Origin of the sequence: Crossiella sp. CA198, assembly GCF_052078295.1 — a bacterium.
In the GTDB taxonomy this organism is placed as follows: domain Bacteria; phylum Actinomycetota; class Actinomycetes; order Mycobacteriales; family Pseudonocardiaceae; genus Crossiella.
This window is the reverse complement of sequence record NZ_JBQJIM010000012.1, coordinates 82981-101079: the sequence shown is the minus strand read 5'-3', so window position 1 is coordinate 101079 and position 18099 is coordinate 82981. Positions and strand designations below refer to the sequence as shown.

Genomic DNA, 18099 nt, shown 5'->3' with positions numbered 1-18099 from the left:
GGACCTGGAATCCCGATGAGTCCAAGATGAGCACATCTTCATCCAGTGCCGCGCAGCATCCGGAGATCGGCCGCGGGCAGCCACTGACGGTCCGGGTCGAAGGGCCGGAAACCCGCGCTGAGGTGCTCGATCAGCCTGGGCAGCACCGGGTGGCGGTTGCGGCGGAGCCAGAGCACGGACCACGGGTAGAGCGGGATCGGGTCCACGACCGGGATCCGCGCGATACCGGGGTGCCAGGGCACCCGCATGCGTTCGGAGCCGAACATGAAGCGGTCCGGGTCGGTGGCCAGCCGGTCCAGCATGTGCTCCAGGCCGAAGCTGGGGCCCGAGGGGTCGATGATGAGGCCGAAGTCGGCGCGATAGGCCTCGTAGTAGTCGGCCCACTCGCTGCCGGGTTCGTTGCCGGGCATCCAGGCGATCGAGTCGGCCAGCTCGGCGGGCCGCACCTTCCGCCGGCCGGCCAGCCGGTGCCCGCGACCTGCCAGGAAGTGGAACGGCTCCAGCAGGGCCGGGGTGTGCGCGATGGCCGGGTCGAGCGGTCCGGCGATCCGGGCGAAGGCCACGTCCACGGTGCCCTCCAGCAGCGCGGACACCCCGGTGCGCAGGCCCTTCGCCGCCACGATGTCGATCTCGACGTCCGGGTTGGCCTCGTGGAACTCCCTGATCAGCTCGGTCGGGGCGAGCCGGGCGCCGAGCACGTCCACCCGCAGCGGCCGGTCCCGCCTGCGCACCGCGGTGACGGCCTGGTCGGCCAGGGCGAGCAGGGCGCGAGCGGGCGGCAGGAAGGCCGCGCCGTCCTCGGTGAGCCCGGCGCCGGTGCGGCCGCGGTGCAGCAACGCGGTGCCCAGTCCCGCCTCCAGCTTGGCGATCCGCTTGGAAACCGCCTGCTGGGTCAGGCCGAGCTGGTCGGCGGCCGCGCCGAAATGCTGCTCGTCCGCGATCGCGACAAAGGCCCGGACCGCACCGAGATCCAGTTCCACGCCACTCCCCCCACCGCCCAGGGCAACCCTACGCAGCGCCGCCCGGTGCGGCCTTGGGCGGGTAGCCGAGCTGGCTGAGGAATTCCGCGACCCCGCTCTGCGTGACCTCCTCGGCGATCCGGCCGTCCCGGAAGGTGCTGATGCTGATGCCGTTGACCACGACCTCCTGGCCCCACGGCCCGCCCTCATCCGGCTTGGGCGGACGCTGGGAGGTAAGCCGGGGCTCCACCACGGTGCCGGTGAGCTGCCACTGCCAGGCGACCCGGTCCGCCTCGGCGACCGTGCGGATCACCGACATCCGCACCTCGCTGTACAGGCCCAGCCACTGGGCGGTTTCCTTGACCAGCGCGTCGATGCCGACGATCGGGGTCTCCGCACCCAGACCGCGCAGCCGCACGTCCTCCCACATGAACTCGGCGAACCGGTGCAGTTCCTGCTTGTTCCAGATGACGTCCGCGAAGCTGTGCACCACATCGACGTTCGACATGTTCCTGGTCCCTTCTTGATCTCAACTGGCCGGCTTGACGCCGAGGGTGATCAGCGCGCGGATGAGGTCGTCGATGGTGCCCGGACCACCGTCCTCCTCCTCGCCGGTAGTGGCACTGATCGCGGGCCCCTGCAACACCACGTGTCCGTCCTCGGCCAGGGTGCGCAGCACCCGCCTGGTGACCGGTTTGCGCACGCTGCCCGCGGGCAGTGCGGGCAGCAGGACGGTGGGCGCCGCGGTGGAGTGCACGGTGGTGGAGGCCAGGTCGTCGCTGATGCCGGTGGCGAGTTTGGCGCAGAAGTTCATCGTGGCCGGGGCCACCACCACGATCTCCGCCCACTGTGCGAGCAGCACGTGCTCGGCGCCCCGGCTCTGGTCCGCGCGCCAGTCCGGCCCGGCCACCGGGCGGCCGGTGAGCGCGGAAAGGGCTTGCGGGGACACGAATCCGGCCGCCGACCCGGTCAGCAGCACCTGCAGCACGCAGTGCAGTTCCGTGCGCAGCAACGAGATCCAGGTGGGCATGAAGGCGGCCATGATGCTGCCGGTGAGCACCAGCAGCACCCGCCGGGGCCGGTCCTCAGTCATCAGCGGCCCCCGCGCTGCCAAGCAGCGTGCCGATCCGGGTTCGCTGGGCGTCCAGGATCCGCCACAGCGGCCGCAGGTCGGTGGCCGCGGTGAAGCTCTCGCCGCGGCTGTGCATGGTCTGCCAGATCAGTTCGCTGCGCTGCATGCCCAGGCTGCCGTGCGGCCGCTCCCCCGCCTCGGGGTGCGCGATGGCCAGGCCCGCGCCGGCCGGGACCCCGAATCCGGCCGGGCGTTCGACCCGGATCCGGTGCGGCACCACGGCATTGATCCGGCGGCGGACCTCGGCGAGGTCGGCCGCGGGGCAGTAGATGACCACACTGTCCGGACGTGCGGTGTCCTGGGTGAGGATCTTGGACGCGAACGGCAGCCGGGTCTCGTCGAGTGCGGTGACCAGGTCGGCCCAGGCACTGCCGCGGTCGGCGCCGCTGAGGCCGAGGTAGCAGCGCAGCAACGGTTCGCCGTCCTCGACCGCGCCGTAGTGCGTGCCGCTGAACCACACCCAGCCCGGCATCGCGCCGGTCTCCAGGCTCGGCCAGCGCACGGTCACCGCACCGTCGGCGTCCACCGTGTACTCGCCCGGCTCGGCGGTGACCAGCAGTCCGTCCTGCCGCCGCAACCGGATCTCACCGTCCACTTCGGACCCGGCCAGCCGCCAGCCGCCCCGGTCCCGCCGCCGCCCGCCCAGTCGCGCACGCAACTCGGCGGTGAACTCGGCCGCACCCGCGCTCGCCGGGGCGTGCTCCAGGCCGGAGTCGTCGGTCAGGCCCAGGTGCAGGCGCGCGTACAACCTCCTGGTGGCCTTGCGTTTCCCGGCGGCCGGGTTGGTGTTGTCCGGCTCGCGGTAGAGCGACCAGAGTTCGTCGAGGAAGTTCCGGTCGGCGAGCAGCCGGGTCATCCTGGTCGTGCTCACCGGAACCTCCGCTGGAACAACTCGGGCCGCCGCAGCAGGTTCGTGGCCACCCGGACCAGGCTGCGCGGCAGGCGGTCCAGGGTGCCGACGACCTCGGTGTAACTGGTCGCGCGGGCCAGCAGGGACCGCGCGGCCAGCCTGATCAGCTGGTCCACCGGGACCTCGCCGCCGTGGCGCCGGTACCCGGCCAGGAACGTGCTGATCGCCGCCCATGCCTTGGTGGTCTCGGCGTCGGCGGTGGCCAGGCCGTGCTCGACCGAGACCTCACCGGCCACCGCGCCGAGCCGGATGCCTTCGTAGAGCAGGGAAGCGGCGAAGGCGGCCAGGTCGAGCACTGCCGCGCCGCGACCGGCGCATTCCCAGTCGACCAGTCGCAGACCGTCGCCGTCCCTGGTGGTGAGCACGTTGTCGAACTTGAGGTCGCCATGCACGAACACCTCGGGCCGCGCCGGCAGGTCCAGCTGCCCGGCCAGGTCCTCGCGGTGCAGCAGCGCGGCCAGTTCCAGGGTGGCCGCGGACTGCTCGCCGATATCGGCCAGTGGAAAGGGTTCCAGCGGCGGGGATTCGATCGCGGCGACGGGCAGACCGGCCACCGTGTGGCGCTCGGCGCCGTGCAGCCAGGCCAGGGTCTCGCCCAGCCGCCCGGCCACCGTGTCGAGCACCGCGGGCTGGGCGAAGAAGTGTTCGACGGTGACCATGTCGGCGTAGAAGACCGTGGTGAGCACCTCGCCGGTGCAGTGCAGGGGCTGCTCGACCGGTGCGGGCAGCCAGTCGGCGAACCTGGTGGCGGCCGCGCTCTGCAGGCCGGCCTCCACGAACAGCCCGCGCCCGCCACGGGCCGGTGGCCGGGACTTGCGCACCACCGGCTGGTCCGCCTCGATGTCGCCGCGCACGTGCGGACGCCCGCCCAGCGTGGTCGCGACCCGCAGCACCATCGGGGTGACGAGATCGGTCAGCTCGAAGACGCGCGGGATATCCGTGTCAGAGGGCATGGCTTTCTCCGGAGAACGCGAGGACATGGCTGAGCGCGCGCGGTGCGAGGACGGCCGGGTCAAGCGGCGGCCCGGCCGTCGTGCTCACTGAGTCCGCCTGACCAGCTAGGTGATCAGCAGCGGCGGATGATGGAGATGCGCGCGGTGACGGTGACACACGGGATCGTGGTCATGACCAGACCGCCGCTGGTGTCCACACCGGCCAGCTCCGAGTCGAACAGTTCCTTCTGCTCCTCGACCTCGCCGAAGAGGGCTTCGAGGTTGGTGACCTCGAGGGTTTCCTGCGACATGAGTCTCTCCCATCGCCAAGGTGGTCTTGATGACCACACCCCAAGCCTGTCCTGGCGCGGTGGACTGTCGCGGTGGCCGCCGGTGGGTTCCCCGGCAATTGCGGGTGGACTTCGCGTGGATCGGCGGTGCTTGCCAGCGGCAGGCTCAGACCGGCATGAGCACCCGGATCCGCCGCTTGTGCACGCCGAGCTGGTAGCCGAGGGTGGCCATATCGCTGATGCCGTCGCGTTCGGCGATCCGGCCGTCGACGATCTTCCAGTAGGTGACACCGCCGAAGCGCACCGGGAACACGCCGCGCTCGCCGTCCCGCCAGTTCCCCGCGGCCTCCCAGGTGAAGATGACACTGTCCTGGCCCGCGACGATGGTGCCGATGTCCAGCCGGTGGCCGTCGATCATCCGCAGCACCTCGCGGATGCGCTCCTTGAGGCCCTCGCGGTCCATGAAGTAGTCGCCGTCCGGGTCCAGCAGCAGGGTCTGCTCGGGCGAGAACTCGTGCACCGCCTCGACCTCGTGCTCGTTCCACACCCGGCGGTTGTACTCGATCACCATCGTCCGGATCTGCTCCGCTGTGCTCATGCTCGCCTCACCTCTGCTGGATTCCGTTTGTCAGGGCAAAAAAGCCGGTCGAGCAGGCGGTCAAGGGTGCGCACCGCGCGCGCCGAGTCCAGTTGCCCCAGCAGGATCTGCTGGGCGCAGCCGTCGGCGAAGCAGGCGAGCAGGACCGCCTCGTCCTCGGGGATCACCCCGGCGGTCAGCTCCCCCAGTTCCTGGGCCTGGCGGAGTTGCCCGGCCAGGAACTCGCGCAGTTCCTCGGCGCTAGCCCGGAGTTCCCGTGCCTGCCGCTCGTCGCGCAGCGCGTTGAGCGAGTAGGACAGCAGCACCTGGTACTGGGCGATCCGCTCGTCGTCGGCCGGGATGGTCGACTCGATCAGCACCAGCCGGATGGTGGCGCGGGCCGAGGACGGCAGCTCCACGGTCTCCAGCCGGTCCCGCATCCGCTCCTGCGCGGCGGCCAGCATGCACTCCAGCGCGAACCGCTCCATCTCCTCCTTGCTGGAGAAGTAGTGCTGGACCAGACCGATCGACATCCCGGCCGCGTCGGCCACCCGGCGCATGGTCGCGCCGCCGGGTCCGTGCGCGCGGACGACCTGCCAGACGGCCTCAGCCACCTGACGCCGGCGCGCCTCCCGGTCGACCACCTTCGGCATCTCGTCCTCCTAGTTTGGCCATACGGTCATATTGCTATCTTGCCCCGGCTTATGCAATATGGATGTATGGCCAAAACTTCCCGGGTCCCAGAACCGGCGCTGGAGTGCGTTGCCGCCCGTAAGCGCTACGGCGACCGGACCGCGCTCGCCGACGCCACCTTCAGCTGCCCCGCGGGCGCGGTGACCGCGTTGATCGGCCCGAACGGGGCCGGGAAGTCGACCTTCTTCCGGTCCGCGGCCGGGCTGATCACCCTGGACGCCGGCCGGATCCTCGTCAACGGGCACGAGGCCGGGTCGCCGCCAGCCCAGCGCGGCACCTCGCTGATGCCCGAACAACCCGATCTCTACCCGGGCGTGTCGGTCTGGGAGCACATCGTCTTCGTCGCGCTGCTCTACAAACTGGAACGCTGGCGGCCCGCCGCCGGGCAACTCCTGGACCGCTTCGGGCTCGCCGACCGCAGGGACACGCTCTCGCACGAACTCTCCCAGGGCATGCGGCGGCGACTGGCTTTGGTGATGGCCATGCTGCGCGGGGCGGAAATGCTGCTGCTGGACGAGCCGTTCAACGGCCTCGACCCGCGCAACTCCGCCGAACTGCGCGCGCTGGTCCGGGAACTCGCGCTGGACGGGGCGGGCGTGCTGGTGGCCACGCACATCCTCGGCGACGTGGTCCGGCTGGCCGACCGGGTGGTGATCCTGGTCAGCGGCCGGGTGATCGCCCAGGGCACCCTGGCCGAACTGCGCGAACAGGCCGGACTGCCCGCGGAGGCCGACCTGGAGCGCACCTACCTGGCGCTGACCGACACGCACGCGCTCACCCGCCTTGAGGATGCCTCGTGACCGCCGCGCCCGCGCGTGCCTGGGCCTACCTGGCGCTGCGCCGCTGGCGACGGCGATTCCTGCTGACCAGGGAGAAACCCGGCGCGCTGATCGGGGTGCTGCTCGGCCTGGTGCTGAGCGTCGGCGCGCAGATCTACCTGCTGCGCCTGACCTCCGGGGCCCAGCTGCCGCCGCTGCTGGTGGAACTGGTGAGCCCGTTCGCGCCGTTCCTGCTGCCGGTGGTCGCGCTGGCCGCGACCTTCCGCACGCCGTTGCGGCTGGACGTGGCCGATGTGTCCTGGCTGCTCACCGCACCCGGCGGCAGGCGGATCCTGCTGGCCAGGCACCTGTTCGGCCACCCGGTGCTGCTGGCGGTGTTCGCCGGTGGCGGGGCGGCGCTGGCCAGGGTGTTCCTCGGGCAGCCGGTGCTGCCGGCGTGGAAGCTCGGACTGGTGGTCGGCGTGGTGGTGCTGACCGTGCGGCTGACCGGACTGCTGGCGCATCTGGCCGCCCGGCACGCCGCCGTGCTCGCCCGGCTGGTGGTGCTGGGCGCGGGCGCCGGGCTGGCGGTGACCGTCGGCGAACCGGAACTGCGTGGTGAAGTGCTGGTCCAGCGCTGGCTGCTGGCCCTGCTCGACCCGGCCTCGGTCGAGGCCGGGTGGGTGCTGTGGCCGGTCGCGGTGGCCGCGCTGCTGGCGGCGCTGACGATCTGGCTGGCCCGCGGCTACGTCGAAGCCGCGGACGAACGAGCCCGGCAGAACGCCGAACTCCAGGTCACCCTGCGCACGGACAGCAGCGGACTGGAGGTGGGCGCGAACTGGTTCCAGTCCGGCATGCGCTCCTGGTCCGGCAGTCCGCGGTGGACCGCCGAGCGCGCGTTCCTGTTCCGCGGCCTGGCCCAGCAGCGCCGGATGCTGCCCGCGTTCGGCCTGGAACTGGGCGCCGAACTCGCGATCACCATCGTGCTGCTGATCTTCGCGCCGGGCCTGGCCTGGCTGCCGGTGGCACTGGTCCTCGCGATCACCGCGGTGACCGGCTCGTTCGTCGGCATCGCGGTTGAGCTTGATCATCATCACCTCTGGCTGGCGCCACTGCGCCGGTTGCCGGTCCTGCTGTGCGTGACCGCCGCGCCCGCCGCCATGGCCGGTGCCAGCGCGGAAATCCTGTGGCTGGCGGTGCTGCTCGGCGGCGGCGTCAGCGGTCAGTTCTGGCTGGCCGGTGCGCTGGTGATCCCGGTCGTGCTGGTCACCGTGCTGATGGCCGGTGCGCTCGCGGTGACCGTCGGCGGCCGCGGCCTGCTCCGGTTCCCGCTCTCCTTCGGCTTCACCGCGGTCGGTCTGGCCCCGGCGATCGCCCTGCTGTACTGGCCGGGCCCGCTGGTGCTGGCGGCCGTGGCGATCGCGATGCTCGCACTGGCCGCCACGGCCGCCGTACTGGTCACCCGCGGACTCTGGACTAGCGACCCGACGGCGCGAAGCACATCTCCTGGATCATCCGCTCCACCGGTTCACCACGCAGGATCCACTCGTGCACCTGGCTGAGTTCGGCCGAGGGCAGCATCCCGTTCTCCTGCACGCACACCCGCTGCGCCTGGTGGTAGGTCACGCTGGCTTCGGGACCACGACCCAGCGCGCTCTGCGCCAGCATCAGCAGCACCCACAGGCGTTCCCGGATCGGGTACCGCACGGTGAGCATGCGCAGGTTCGGCATGGCCTGCTCCGGCCTGCCGGTGAGCAACTGGCACTGGATCAGGTCCTGCTGGCACTGGAGCCGCCACTCCTCCAGCCGGACCGCCTCGCCCTCCAGTTCGATGATGTTGCGGACGTCGGTAAGCGCTTCCACATCCCGCCACAGCGCGAGCGCGGCCAGCAGCCGCCGCTCGGCCACCGGGAACTCACCCGCGCGCACGCTGTCCCTGGCCTGACCGGCCAGCGACTCGAACACCCGCGCGTCCACCAGCGAATCACACACCCGGAGCTGGTAGCCGCCGGGCGTGGCGGTCAGCGCCAGCTCCGGGCCGGCGCCGATGACCCGCCGGATCTTCTTCACGTGGTCGCGCACCATCGAACCGGCCGACACCGGTGGTTCCACACCCCACAGCGAGCGCACGATCCGGGTGCTGGGCAGCATGTTCCCGAGTGCGGTGAGCAGCAATGCCAGCACCTGGCTGGTCTTGACCGGTAATCGCCGGTCCACCCCGTCGCAGCCGCGGATGACCGTGGCGCCGAGAATGCCGAACCGAACAGGTTGTGCTGATACAGCAAGTGGCAACTAAATCGCCCCCAATATGCAAGAAGCAAGCCCCAGTCCGGGAACCCCGATCAAATTCGGCAGGCCGACACCCGCCACCCCAGTGGCCATCGGTTCCCGGTGCACGCACGCTACCGGAGGTTGTCCAGACCTCGCACCCATTCGTTTCAGCGCTGGCAGAATTCGGCCTTGGCGCCTCCCGACCTGGGGTGACCTGTGCTATGCGGCCAGGCGATCCGCGATCCGCACCGGTTGTCAGCCCGTTGTCCAGCCGGGTGCACAATGCGCCGGACAACAATGAATACCGGCGTTATGCCCGGTCACCGTGGCGAAGGCGGCGAAATCCCGGCCGTGCCGCGGAAGGCCGCGGTGCGGCCCAGCAACAGGGTGGCGATGGCCGCGATGAGCATGAAAGCGGCGATCACCAGCATGCCGGACCGGTAGTCGCCGGTGAGGTCCCGGAGCCAGCCGGTCAGGTAGGGCGCCAGGAAACCGGAGGTGTTGGCCAGCGAGGCGATCAGCGCGATGCCCCCGGTGGCGGCCGGGCCGGTGAGAATGCCGGCCGGTAGCTGCCACCACACCGGCAGGGTGATGAAGGCGCCGACCGTGGTGACGGTGATGGCCGCCATGACCAGCACCGGTGACTCCAGGTACAGCGCGGCGGCCAGTGCCAGCCCGGCCGGGATCAGCGGCAGCGCGATGTGCCGGATGCGTTCGCCCGCCCGGTCGGATCTGCGCGCGTAGAACCACATCGACGCGGCGGCCAGCGCCGAGGGGATCGCGGTGATCAGACCGATCGCGTAGGTCGACAGGCCGCCGTGGCCTGTGCGGAACGCGGCGACGATCTGCGGCAGGAAGAAGGTCAGCGCGTACAGGCCGCCGCTGATGCCGAAGCCGATCAGCGCGATGACGTAGACCCGCCCGTCCCGGAAGACCGCACGCAGCGAGCTGCGGCCATGGGTGCGGATGTCGGCCTGTTCGGCGTCGAGCGCGGCCCGCAGCGCGGCGGTCTCCTCGGCGGGCAGCCACCTGGCCTGTTCGGGGCGATCCGGCAACAGGATCAGCACCAGGCCGCTGAGCAGGATCGCCGGAATGCCCTCGGCCAGCAGCATGAACCGCCAGCCGACCAGCCCGAAGGCGGTGACGTCCATGAGCACGGTGGAGATCGGGGTGCCGATGGCGACGGTGACCGGCACCGCGAGCATGAACAGCGCGGTGTAGCGGCCGCGCTGGTGCCGGGGGAACCACTCGGTCAGGTACAGGATCATGCCGGGCAGGAACCCTGCCTCGCACACCCCGAGCAGGAAGCGCAGCAGGTAGAAGCCGGTCTCGTCCTGGATGAACGCGGTGGACGCGGCGCAGATGCCCCAGCCCAGGGTGATCGCGGCGATCCAGCGGCGGGCGCCGACCCGGCGCAGGACCAGGTTGCTGGGCAGCTCGAAGAGGGTGTAGCCGACGAAGAGCAGACCGGCGCCCAGGCCGAAGACCGTTGCGCTGAAACCGAGATCGGCGTTCATCCGGACCGCGGCGATGCCCACGTTGACCCGGTCCAGGTAGTTCACGAAGAACAGCAGCGCCATGAACGGCAACAGCCGCCGGCCCGCGTGCCTGACCGCGCCGGCCAGCGGATCCGGGTGGGACGTCAGTGCACGCAGAACTCGTTGCCTTCCACATCGGCCATGGTCACGAAGTACTGGCCGCGTTCCCGGCCGGTGCGCAACACCGATCCGCCCTGCCCACGCAGCTCGGCCACCAGTGCGTCCACCTTAGCGATCTTGGCAGGCAGCGCGTCGCCGGGGGCGGTGGCCTGGATGTCCAGGTGCAGCCGGTTCTTGCCGTCCTTGGCCTCGGGCACACCGAGGAAACAGACCCGGTCACCGCTGTCCGGATCGGCGATCGCGGCGAACCTGGCCTGCTCGTTGGCCGGGAAACCCTTGGCGAGCTGGTAGTCCAGCCAACTCCGGTGGCCGTCCAGCGGTCTCTGGATGGGATAGCCGAGCGCGACGGACCAGAAAGCGGCCATCCGGTCCGGGTTGTGGCAGTCGACAACCACCTGGAACTTACGTGCCATGCGCCCAGCATCCAGGATCACCCGGCGCGCGCCTACGCCACCCGGTGGATCAAGGCCCAACCCGGTTGTGCACTGGCGGCCACCGGAACCCGGACCGGGTGGTTTTCCGCCTGCTGGCCGCCGCCGTACTCGACGCGGTGGGCACCGGCCCTGAGTCAGGCTCCCGTCACCGCGGCGAGCAAGGCGGTGAGCCCGAGCTTGACCGGCGCCACCACCACCGCCCCGGCCAGCGCCGCCACCAGGCAGGCCCGCCAGCGGTCGGTGTGCGCACGTTCCCGATTCAGCCCGGACGGCGGCAGGCTCGCCACTCCCAGCGCACCAGCGGGCAACGCGAGGCTCAGGTGCACGAACCGCGGCAGCGCGGCCGGGATGTCCAGGTACCAGAACGGGAGGCTGAACAGCACGCCGATCCCGGCGTAGCCCAGGGCCGCGCGCAGGGTCCGCCACAGCAGCCAGCCGGGCGGCGCGAGCAGCCGGGTCCACCACGGTCCCTCGTCCTCGGGCGAAGGAAAGCACCAGCCACACCACGATCAACAGCGCCCACCACGGCCCAAGTTCGTCCCCGGCCGTACCGGCTAACCTCGCCGGATGAACGGCGAGCCCGGCCTGCTGAACGTCATCGACGTCGAGGCCACCTGTTGGCCCGGCACCCCGCCGCCCGGCCAGGTCAGCGAGATCATCGAGATCGGCCTGACCGTGGTCAACCTCGCCACCGCCCAACGCCTGCGCAAACACCGGATCCTGGTACGCCCACGGCAGTCCGCGGTCAGCGAGTTCTGCACCGAACTGACCGGTCTCACCCAGACCGAGGTGGACACCGGCGTCGACTTCGCCGAGGCCTGCGCGCTCCTGGCCACCGAACACGCCGCAGCCGAACGCGCCTGGACCAGCTGGGGCGACTACGACCGCAAGCAGTTCCACCGCCAGTGCACCCCCACCGCCAGCCCCAGCGGCTCAAGGCAAACCAACGCCCACCCGCTCAACCCCCACCACACCGCCACCCAGCCGCTCAGCCCACCCCACACCGCCGCCCACCGGCTCAGCCCACCCCACACCGCCGCCTACCCGCTCAGCCCGCGGCACACCAACGCCAAAGCGGTCTTCACCACCGCCTTCGGCCTGCGCCGCCCCGCCGGCATGGCCCGCGCACTGGAGATCGCCGGACTGCCGCTGCAGGGCCGCCACCACCGCGGCGATGACGATTCGTGGAACATCGCCGCGCTGGTGCTGTGCCTGCTCGGCCGTGGCGCCTGGCCGGGAGCGCCCGCGGGTCAGTGACGCCGGCGCAGCGCCAGGTAGCCAAGCCAGGCGAGGTAGATCGCGCTGACTCCGAAGCCGATTCCGAAGGGCGATAGCCGGTAGTGGTCCCCGGCACTGAACTGCACCGGGAAGACGAGCCGGACGATCAGGCCGATGACGATCGTGCCGGTGGCGAGGATGAGCAGGGCGCCGATGATCCCGGCGGCGAACCGGGTCCGGCTGCAGGTGTTCACGGGTAGATCAGGGTGCGATCGATCCGAAATTCGGCTCACGCCTCGCAGGCTACTTGTCCGCCCACGGGACAGGTCCCGTCCGCTGTGCGGGCAAATCCAGGCAAACCGGACCCCCAAGCCACAAGTGAACCCCACCCCAACGCCACTACCAGCCACAAAACCCCGCCGCAGCGCGGCATCTCCCTCCCAGGAGTGAAATTCCGCGGCACCCTCATCCACCTAGCCATCTCCCCCTACGACTCTGGTACTACCCACCCCGCCGTCACGTCTGATGCGCGCCCCCACTCCACTAACAAAACTGGGCCCCACCACGGCATTCCTACCCACACCCACCCACCGGAGCCCTCAGCTTGTTCTCGCCCAGGTTGCTTCCCGCGACCCTCGCGGCGCCCGCCGCCGACCTACCCGCCGTGCTGCTGCCAGCCCCAGTCGTCATCCACAACCACCACCACCGCGCCGAACCCGGCCCGTGCCCCGCGCCTCGCCTTCAGCTTCCTGCCCTACGGCTCCCCCTGGCCGCCCACACCCCCGTTCCCAGTCCCCCAGATCAACACCACCCAGTACGCCCCCACGCCACCCGGACCCAACCCGCTCCTGCCGTCACCAACCCCTTCTGGCGTCACCACCCCCATTGCTCCCAACTCGTGGCCCCAACATCGCTGTCCCCCACACCGCTGTCCCCAATCCCACGCCCGTCAACACCGCCGCCCGTCCCAGCTGCCCCCGCTCCCAACCCACCGGAGAAATCACCATGACCGAGCAGTACTGGGCATACGGAGCCGCCGCAGCCATCATCCTGACCATCATCGGCGGCTTCGTGCTCTTCCTAGCCGCATTGATCAGCGTCCTACGAAGCCCCCTGCACGGTGGCATGACCCCTGGTCTGGGTGATCTTCACCTTCTGCGCCCCGTTCCTGGGCCCCCTGCTGTGGTTCCTGTTCGGTCGCACCAGCGCCTACGGCGACGCCCGCTGACAATCCACGCCAACAGGAGGCCAGCGGCCCCGTCACACCAGGCTCGCCCCGCACCACAAGACCAAACGCGGACAGTCAGAGCAATCTCAGGCACACCAAGGCAAACCCGCCCCGCCAACGCAAACCAGATCCCGTCGGCGCACGGACCAACCACTTCGCAGCCCAGTCACTTCGCAGCCCAGTCGCCTCGCGAGCCGATCGCCTCGTCACCCGGTCACCCCACAGCCCGGTTGCCCGCTGCCCTACCACTCCTGATGCCTTGCCCCGTCAGAGCAAACCCGCGTCGTGCACCAGGATTGCTACCTGGGTGCGGTTTGCTGCTCGTAGTTTGATCTTAATCCGTCCAATGTGGACCTTCACGGTGGACTCGCTCATAAACAGCACACCCCCGATCTCCACATTGCTCAACCCGTGCCCGATCTGCACCGCCACCTCGCGTTCCCGCGGGGTGAGCGCGGCCAGCCGGGCGAGTGCCGCCTCTTCGGCCGCGCCGGTGGCGAAGCGGGACAGCAGGCGCTTGGTGATCCGGGGCGAGATCATGGCCTCACCGGAGGCGATCACCCGGACCGCGGTGACCAGTTCCAATGGTGGGCTGTCCTTGAGCAGGAAACCGGCGGCGCCGTATCGCAGTGCGGCGTGCACGTACTCGTCGACGTCGAAGGTGGTGAGGATGACCACCGCGGGCGCCCCGGGCCGAGCGGTCAGCTGGCGGGTGACCTCGATGCCGTCGACCTTGGGCATCTGGATGTCGGTGAGCACCACATCGGGCCGGAACCGGTCGGTCAGTTCGATCGCCTGCGAACCGTCCTCGCCCTCAGCCACGACCTCGATGTCGGAGGCGGACTCCAGAATCATCCGGACCCCGCTGCGGACGATCTCCTCGTCCTCCAGCAGGACCACCTTCACCGTCACGTTGTCGTCTCCTCCAGCGGGAACCGCGCGGTCACCCGGAACACTCCGCCTTCGACACGGCCCGCGCTGAGCCGCCCACCGGCCAGTTCGACCCGTTCCCGCATACCCAGCAGACCGTAACCGGAGCCGGGCACGTCCGCCGGACGCGGGGCCAGCGGATTGCTGATCTCCACGACCAGCAGTTCAGCCGTGGCGCCAACCCGCACCCGCACGTCCGCGTGCGGGGCGTGTTTACCGGCGTTGGTCAGTGATTCCTGCACCACCCGGTACACCGCCCGCTCCACCACCTCGGGCACCTCCGGCGGCGGATCCGGCAGTTCCAGCTCGACCCGCCCGCCGGTGGCCAGCACCTCCGCCACCAGGTGCTCGATCGAGCCGAACAACCCGGTCCCGGTGGCCCGTGTCGGCGGCGGCTCACCTTCGTCGGCCTCGTCGCGCAGCACTCGCAGAATGCCGCGCAACTCATCCAGCGCGGTCACGCTCACGGTGCGGATCGTCTCCGCGGTCCGTTCAGTCCGCCCGTCCGGCGCATTCACCGACAACGCGCCCGCCTGCAATGCGATCGCGGTGACCCGGTGCGCGACCACGTCGTGCATTTCCCTGGCGATGCGTCGGCGTTCGGCCAACACGGCCTGCTCGGCGAGCAGGGTGCGGGTACGCTCCGCCTCCTCGGCCCGGTCCTGCAGCACAGCGAGCAGGGTCGCCCGCTGATGCATCCACAGCCCGGCGAGCACCGGTGCCGCCACCATCAGGGCGAACGCGAACGCCATCGGCGCCAGGTCCTCCACCCGGAACGGCTTCCGGTGGATGAACTCCACGACGGTGGTCAGCAGGACCGCGATGCCGGTGCTCCAGCTCAGGCCGTGCCGGGCCGCGACCGAGTAGACCGCCACGGTCGCCGGTACGAGGGTCAGTCCAGCCGGAATACCGGCCAGCGCCACGATCAGCACCACCATCGGGAACCGCCGACGCAACTGCGGCAGCGTGCAGATCAGCGTGACCAGTGCGACCTGGTAGTACGGGTTGTCCAGCTTGTCCTGGTTCCGAGCACTGACCAGCTCGAACGTGAACACGATGGCGAACACCAGGATGTCCAGCGCCACCAGGCTGAGCCGACCGTCCCACAAGGCCCATCTGCCTTGCACACGCTTCTCGGACCCCACGACGCCCACTGTAGGCGGCCACGTGATCATTGACCGTCAGCTGTCCCGACGTGCCAGGGTGAATCCCACCGCGGTCAGCCCGAGCGCCGCCACCAGCGCGAACAGCAGCGAAGCGAACCACGGCGGGGCACTGCCGGCGAACAGCAGCGCGGTGCCGCGAAACGGCAATGAGGTCAGCGGCACCTCCAGGAACCCACCCAGCGCGGTCTCGGCCACCAACGTCCACACCAGGAAGACCCCGGTCCCGACCGCGGTGTGCCGCAGCAACCCGCCGAGCGCGAGCGCGACCAGCCCGGACAGCAACGCCAGTAACAGCACGCCGACGCCCCGCAGCAGCACATGCGTCACCCCACCACCGGGTGAACCGCCGGCCAGTAATACTCCGGCCGCCGCGAGCCCGGTCACCAGCACTCCGCCGGCCAGGCTCAATCCGCCGACCACCATCGCCTTGGCCGCCACGATCCGAGCCGGGAATCGCAGTACCAGCCGGGTGGTGAGCATCGTGCCGTGCTGATAGTCCAGTCCGAACGTGCACACGCCCACCGCGGCGATCAGCGAGGCGCCCAGGGTCAGCGGGAGTGCGAGCGAGGAGTCGAAGGCGTCCAGCGTCCCCAGATCGGTCTTGGCACCCCAATACAGCCCGGATGCGAAGGCCAGTAATCCGGCCGCGAGCAGGAGCGCCCAGGTCGAGCGCAGACTGCGGGCCCGGTGCCATTCATAGGCTACCGCTGTGTTCACGACGGTTCTCCTCGGTGTTGAACGGTATGCGCGGTCGCGGCCAGGTATGCCTCTTCCAGATCGGACCTCCGCACGAACAGTTCCCGGACCGGCGTCCCCGTCTGGGCGGCCACTCTGGCGACCAGTTCGGTGTTGTCGGTGTCGACCACCAGTTCCTCAGCGGTGCCCTGCCACACGCGTAATCCGTTGCGGCCCAAGGCCACCAGTAACCGCGCGCTCTCGGGCCCGCGCACCACCACGGTGCTGCGGGTGTGCTTGTCGACGAAGTCAGCCAGCGACCCGGCCGAGATCAACCGGCCCGCGCCGATGACGATCAGGTCGTCAGCGAGCTGCGCCATCTCGGCCAGCAGGTGCGAGGAGGCCAGCACGGTCCGCCCCTGCGCGGCCAGGCCACGCAGGAACCGCCGGATCCAGCGCACCCCGTCGGGATCAAGCCCGTTGGCCGGTTCGTCCAGGATCAGGTACTCCGGATCGCCGAGCAGCGCGGTCGCCAGCCCCAGCCGCTGCCGCATGCCCAGGCTGAACTTCCCGACCGCCTTGTCCGCCACCGAGTCCAGGCCCACCAGGGACAGCACCTCGGGCACCCGGCGCATCGGCAACCCACCGCCGGCGGCCACCATCCGCAGATGCCCGGCTGCCGAGCGGGACGGGTGCGCCGCGCCCGGGTCGACCAGCACGCCGACCGTGCGCAGCGGATCGGCCAGTTCCAGGTAGGTGTGGCCGGCGAAAGTGGTGCGGCCCGTGCCGCGCACCAGGCCGAGCATCAGTTTGATCGTGGTCGACTTGCCGGCCCCGTTCGGACCGAGGAACCCGGTGACCACGCCGGGCCGCACGGCGAAGGACAGGTCGTCCACACCGACGCCGCCGCCGTACTGTTTCGTCAAGCTCTCAGCGATGATCACTGTTTGTCCCTCCGTCCGAAGCGCGATTTCCACGATCGTCGGTCGAGGGCTTCGGGACATCAGCGAGGAGGGCAGAGCCAGGTACGACTTTCCGCCTATACGGCTCTGCCGTCAGAGACGATGCGGCCCTCCTGCACCACATGCACGATATGACGTGTGACCGCCAACACCCCCACCTCCACCAGCGGATCCCGTTCCAGCACAACCAGATCGGCCCGCGCCCCCACCCGCACCTCGCCGATCTCCCCGGCGAGACCGAGTAGCTCAGCCGCGGTGACCGTGGCTGCCCGGATGACATCGATCGGTTGCTGAACCTCACCTCGAAGGAGGAACTCGTGGCTCTGGTAGCGGTGCATTCCGCCGAGCAAATCGCTGCCGTACACCAGCTTCACCCCACCCCGGGCCGCGCGTTCCAGCGCGCGCAGTCCGCCTTCCAGCACCTCGTCCACCTTGCGGTGGCTGTCCGCCGGCAGGCCGTGCGCCTTGCCCTCCTGCTTCAACGCCCAGTAGGTGACCAGCGTCGGCACCAGATAGGCGTCATGCGCGAGGAACAACTCGACGCTGCGCTCATCGATCAGGTTGCCGTGCTCGATCGACCGCACCCCTGCCTCCAGCGCGCGGTTCACCGCCCGCGCGGTGTAGGCATGCGCCGCCACATACCGATTGGCCGCCTCGGCTTCCTCCACCACCGCCCGCAACTCCTCCATCGAGTACTGCGTGGAGTCGATCCGGTCAGTCGGCGAAGCCACCCCACCGGAGGCCATCACCTTGATGTGGTGCGCCCCCTTGCGCAGTTCGTTCCGGGCCGCCACCCGAACCGCGTCCACCCCGTCCGCAACCTGCCCGAGCCCCGCGCAGCATGGATGATCGTCCGAGGCCGAGGTACCTCGCCCCCGCAGATCCCCGTGGCCGCCGGTCTGGCTCAACGCCTTGCCGCAGAAGGCCAGCCGAGGTCCGACGATCAGGCCCTCAGCCTGGGCGTCAGCCAGCCCGTAGTCCGCACCGGCCGCGTCCCGCACGGTGGTGAACCCGCGCCGCAACATCGACCCCATGATCCGGGCGGCGTGTGCGGCCACATAGGACGGAGACCAGGCCGGCAGTTCCCCAAGCGCCGCGGTCGCCGCGGTGACGTGCACATGCGCGTCGATCAGCCCTGGCAGCACCACCGCCCCGGCCAGGTCAACGATCCTGGCCTCCGCCGAGGCAGTCAGGCCCGTTCCGATCTCGGCGATCCGGCCATCCACACAACGGAGGCTCGCCTCGAAGTAGTCACCAGAGCGCACGTCCAGCACAAGCCCGTCCCGCAGCAACAGATCGCTCATGC

General features: G+C 70.2%; 22 protein-coding genes. 4 read left to right on the top strand and 18 right to left on the bottom strand.

Annotation, left to right across the window (positions count from 1 at the left end):
* Positions 1–38: 38 nt before the first annotated feature.
* The 8 genes from ACTOWY_RS21125 to ACTOWY_RS21090 all read right to left on the bottom strand — a co-directional run bounded on the left by ACTOWY_RS21125 (position 39) and on the right by ACTOWY_RS21090 (position 5453).
* A complete protein-coding gene (locus ACTOWY_RS21125; protein ID WP_441311375.1) occupies positions 39–980 on the bottom strand; it encodes a LysR family transcriptional regulator in 942 nt (313 codons plus the stop codon).
* 28 nt (positions 981–1008) lie between these two features.
* Positions 1009–1467, bottom strand: a complete 459-nt coding sequence (locus ACTOWY_RS21120; protein WP_441311374.1) for an ester cyclase — start codon at positions 1465–1467, stop codon at positions 1009–1011.
* A gap of 21 nt (positions 1468–1488) precedes the next feature.
* Positions 1489–2052 (bottom strand): flavoprotein, encoded by a 564-nt coding sequence (locus ACTOWY_RS21115; protein ID WP_441311373.1) that lies wholly within the window; start codon positions 2050–2052, stop codon positions 1489–1491.
* Entirely contained in the window at positions 2045–2962 is a 918-nt protein-coding gene (locus ACTOWY_RS21110) for a T3SS effector HopA1 family protein (RefSeq protein ID WP_441311372.1), read from the bottom strand. The genes ACTOWY_RS21115 and ACTOWY_RS21110 overlap by 8 nt, the downstream gene beginning before the upstream one ends.
* On the bottom strand, positions 2959–3954 hold the full coding sequence (locus ACTOWY_RS21105; RefSeq protein WP_441311371.1) for a phosphotransferase: 996 nt from the start codon (positions 3952–3954) through the stop codon (positions 2959–2961). Before ACTOWY_RS21105 ends, ACTOWY_RS21110 begins: the two co-directional genes overlap by 4 nt.
* A gap of 113 nt (positions 3955–4067) precedes the next feature.
* Positions 4068–4244 (bottom strand): hypothetical protein, encoded by a 177-nt coding sequence (locus tag ACTOWY_RS21100; RefSeq protein ID WP_441311370.1) that lies wholly within the window; start codon positions 4242–4244, stop codon positions 4068–4070.
* Positions 4245–4389: 145 nt separating this feature from the next.
* Positions 4390–4821: a nuclear transport factor 2 family protein gene (locus ACTOWY_RS21095; protein WP_441311369.1), complete on the bottom strand. Its 432-nt coding sequence runs from the start codon at positions 4819–4821 to the stop codon at positions 4390–4392.
* Positions 4818–5453: a TetR/AcrR family transcriptional regulator gene (locus ACTOWY_RS21090; protein ID WP_441311368.1), complete on the bottom strand. Its 636-nt coding sequence runs from the start codon at positions 5451–5453 to the stop codon at positions 4818–4820. The genes ACTOWY_RS21095 and ACTOWY_RS21090 overlap by 4 nt, the downstream gene beginning before the upstream one ends.
* Positions 5454–5519: 66 nt before the next feature.
* Between ACTOWY_RS21090 and ACTOWY_RS21085 the strand changes: the two genes are divergently transcribed.
* Entirely contained in the window at positions 5520–6293 is a 774-nt protein-coding gene (locus ACTOWY_RS21085; protein ID WP_441311367.1) for an ABC transporter ATP-binding protein, read from the top strand.
* The gene (locus tag ACTOWY_RS21080; protein ID WP_441311366.1) at positions 6290–7813 is read left to right on the top strand and encodes a hypothetical protein; all 1524 of its coding nucleotides are present in this window, start codon (positions 6290–6292) and stop codon (positions 7811–7813) included. Before ACTOWY_RS21085 ends, ACTOWY_RS21080 begins: the two co-directional genes overlap by 4 nt.
* Here the strand turns inward: ACTOWY_RS21080 and ACTOWY_RS21075 are convergent.
* The 4 genes from ACTOWY_RS21075 to ACTOWY_RS21060 all read right to left on the bottom strand — a co-directional run bounded on the left by ACTOWY_RS21075 (position 7728) and on the right by ACTOWY_RS21060 (position 10997).
* The gene (locus ACTOWY_RS21075; RefSeq protein ID WP_441311365.1) at positions 7728–8543 is read right to left on the bottom strand and encodes an AfsR/SARP family transcriptional regulator; all 816 of its coding nucleotides are present in this window, start codon (positions 8541–8543) and stop codon (positions 7728–7730) included. The genes ACTOWY_RS21080 and ACTOWY_RS21075 overlap by 86 nt on opposite strands.
* Positions 8544–8842: 299 nt before the next feature.
* Positions 8843–10102 carry an MFS transporter gene (locus tag ACTOWY_RS21070; RefSeq protein WP_441311364.1) on the bottom strand — a complete coding sequence of 420 codons (1260 nt, stop codon included), beginning with the start codon at positions 10100–10102 and terminating at the stop codon, positions 8843–8845.
* Between the two features lie 62 nt (positions 10103–10164).
* Positions 10165–10593 carry a VOC family protein gene (locus tag ACTOWY_RS21065; RefSeq protein ID WP_247756607.1) on the bottom strand — a complete coding sequence of 143 codons (429 nt, stop codon included), beginning with the start codon at positions 10591–10593 and terminating at the stop codon, positions 10165–10167.
* Between the two features lie 155 nt (positions 10594–10748).
* On the bottom strand, positions 10749–10997 hold the full coding sequence (locus ACTOWY_RS21060; RefSeq protein ID WP_441311363.1) for a hypothetical protein: 249 nt from the start codon (positions 10995–10997) through the stop codon (positions 10749–10751).
* Positions 10998–11181: 184 nt separating this feature from the next.
* Here ACTOWY_RS21060 and ACTOWY_RS21055 point away from each other — a divergent pair, with 184 nt between their 5' ends.
* Positions 11182–11871 (top strand): exonuclease domain-containing protein, encoded by a 690-nt coding sequence (locus ACTOWY_RS21055; RefSeq protein WP_441311362.1) that lies wholly within the window; start codon positions 11182–11184, stop codon positions 11869–11871.
* Here ACTOWY_RS21055 and ACTOWY_RS21050 read toward each other — a convergent pair.
* Positions 11865–12086 carry a hypothetical protein gene (locus ACTOWY_RS21050; RefSeq protein WP_441311361.1) on the bottom strand — a complete coding sequence of 74 codons (222 nt, stop codon included), beginning with the start codon at positions 12084–12086 and terminating at the stop codon, positions 11865–11867. The two genes, ACTOWY_RS21055 and ACTOWY_RS21050, sit on opposite strands and share 7 nt — an antisense overlap.
* Positions 12087–12973: 887 nt before the next feature.
* Between ACTOWY_RS21050 and ACTOWY_RS21045 the strand changes: the two genes are divergently transcribed.
* Positions 12974–13060, top strand: coding sequence for a hypothetical protein (locus tag ACTOWY_RS21045; RefSeq protein ID WP_441311525.1), 87 nt, complete (start codon positions 12974–12976; stop codon positions 13058–13060).
* Positions 13061–13327: 267 nt separating this feature from the next.
* Here ACTOWY_RS21045 and ACTOWY_RS21040 read toward each other — a convergent pair whose 3' ends face one another.
* From ACTOWY_RS21040 to ACTOWY_RS21020, 5 genes are all read right to left on the bottom strand, one after another.
* Entirely contained in the window at positions 13328–13972 is a 645-nt protein-coding gene (locus ACTOWY_RS21040) for a response regulator transcription factor (protein WP_441311360.1), read from the bottom strand.
* A complete protein-coding gene (locus ACTOWY_RS21035; RefSeq protein ID WP_441311359.1) occupies positions 13969–15135 on the bottom strand; it encodes a sensor histidine kinase in 1167 nt (388 codons plus the stop codon). The genes ACTOWY_RS21040 and ACTOWY_RS21035 overlap by 4 nt, the downstream gene beginning before the upstream one ends.
* A 36-nt stretch (positions 15136–15171) precedes the next feature.
* Positions 15172–15873, bottom strand: a complete 702-nt coding sequence (locus tag ACTOWY_RS21030) for a hypothetical protein (RefSeq protein ID WP_441311358.1) — start codon at positions 15871–15873, stop codon at positions 15172–15174.
* Complete coding sequence (locus ACTOWY_RS21025; RefSeq protein ID WP_441311357.1) at positions 15870–16757, bottom strand: ATP-binding cassette domain-containing protein; 888 nt, start codon at positions 16755–16757, stop codon at positions 15870–15872. Before ACTOWY_RS21025 ends, ACTOWY_RS21030 begins: the two co-directional genes overlap by 4 nt.
* A gap of 113 nt (positions 16758–16870) precedes the next feature.
* Positions 16871–18097 carry an amidohydrolase family protein gene (locus ACTOWY_RS21020; protein ID WP_441311356.1) on the bottom strand — a complete coding sequence of 409 codons (1227 nt, stop codon included), beginning with the start codon at positions 18095–18097 and terminating at the stop codon, positions 16871–16873.
* Positions 18098–18099: the final 2 nt, after the last annotated feature.

Coding starts and splice junctions, on each gene's coding strand:
- ACTOWY_RS21090 (WP_441311368.1), bottom strand. CDS start 5,453: ATGCCGAAGGTGGTCGACCGGGAGGCGCGCCGGCGTCAGGTGGCTGAG.
- ACTOWY_RS21120 (WP_441311374.1), bottom strand. CDS start 1,467: ATGTCGAACGTCGATGTGGTGCACAGCTTCGCGGACGTCATCTGGAAC.
- ACTOWY_RS21055 (WP_441311362.1), top strand. CDS start 11,182: ATGAACGGCGAGCCCGGCCTGCTGAACGTCATCGACGTCGAGGCCACC.
- ACTOWY_RS21095 (WP_441311369.1), bottom strand. CDS start 4,821: ATGAGCACAGCGGAGCAGATCCGGACGATGGTGATCGAGTACAACCGC.
- ACTOWY_RS21100 (WP_441311370.1), bottom strand. CDS start 4,244: ATGTCGCAGGAAACCCTCGAGGTCACCAACCTCGAAGCCCTCTTCGGC.
- ACTOWY_RS21065 (WP_247756607.1), bottom strand. CDS start 10,593: ATGGCACGTAAGTTCCAGGTGGTTGTCGACTGCCACAACCCGGACCGG.
- ACTOWY_RS21105 (WP_441311371.1), bottom strand. CDS start 3,954: ATGCCCTCTGACACGGATATCCCGCGCGTCTTCGAGCTGACCGATCTC.
- ACTOWY_RS21020 (WP_441311356.1), bottom strand. CDS start 18,097: ATGAGCGATCTGTTGCTGCGGGACGGGCTTGTGCTGGACGTGCGCTCT.
- ACTOWY_RS21115 (WP_441311373.1), bottom strand. CDS start 2,052: ATGACTGAGGACCGGCCCCGGCGGGTGCTGCTGGTGCTCACCGGCAGC.
- ACTOWY_RS21070 (WP_441311364.1), bottom strand. CDS start 10,102: ATGGCGCTGCTGTTCTTCGTGAACTACCTGGACCGGGTCAACGTGGGC.
- ACTOWY_RS21085 (WP_441311367.1), top strand. CDS start 5,520: ATGGCCAAAACTTCCCGGGTCCCAGAACCGGCGCTGGAGTGCGTTGCC.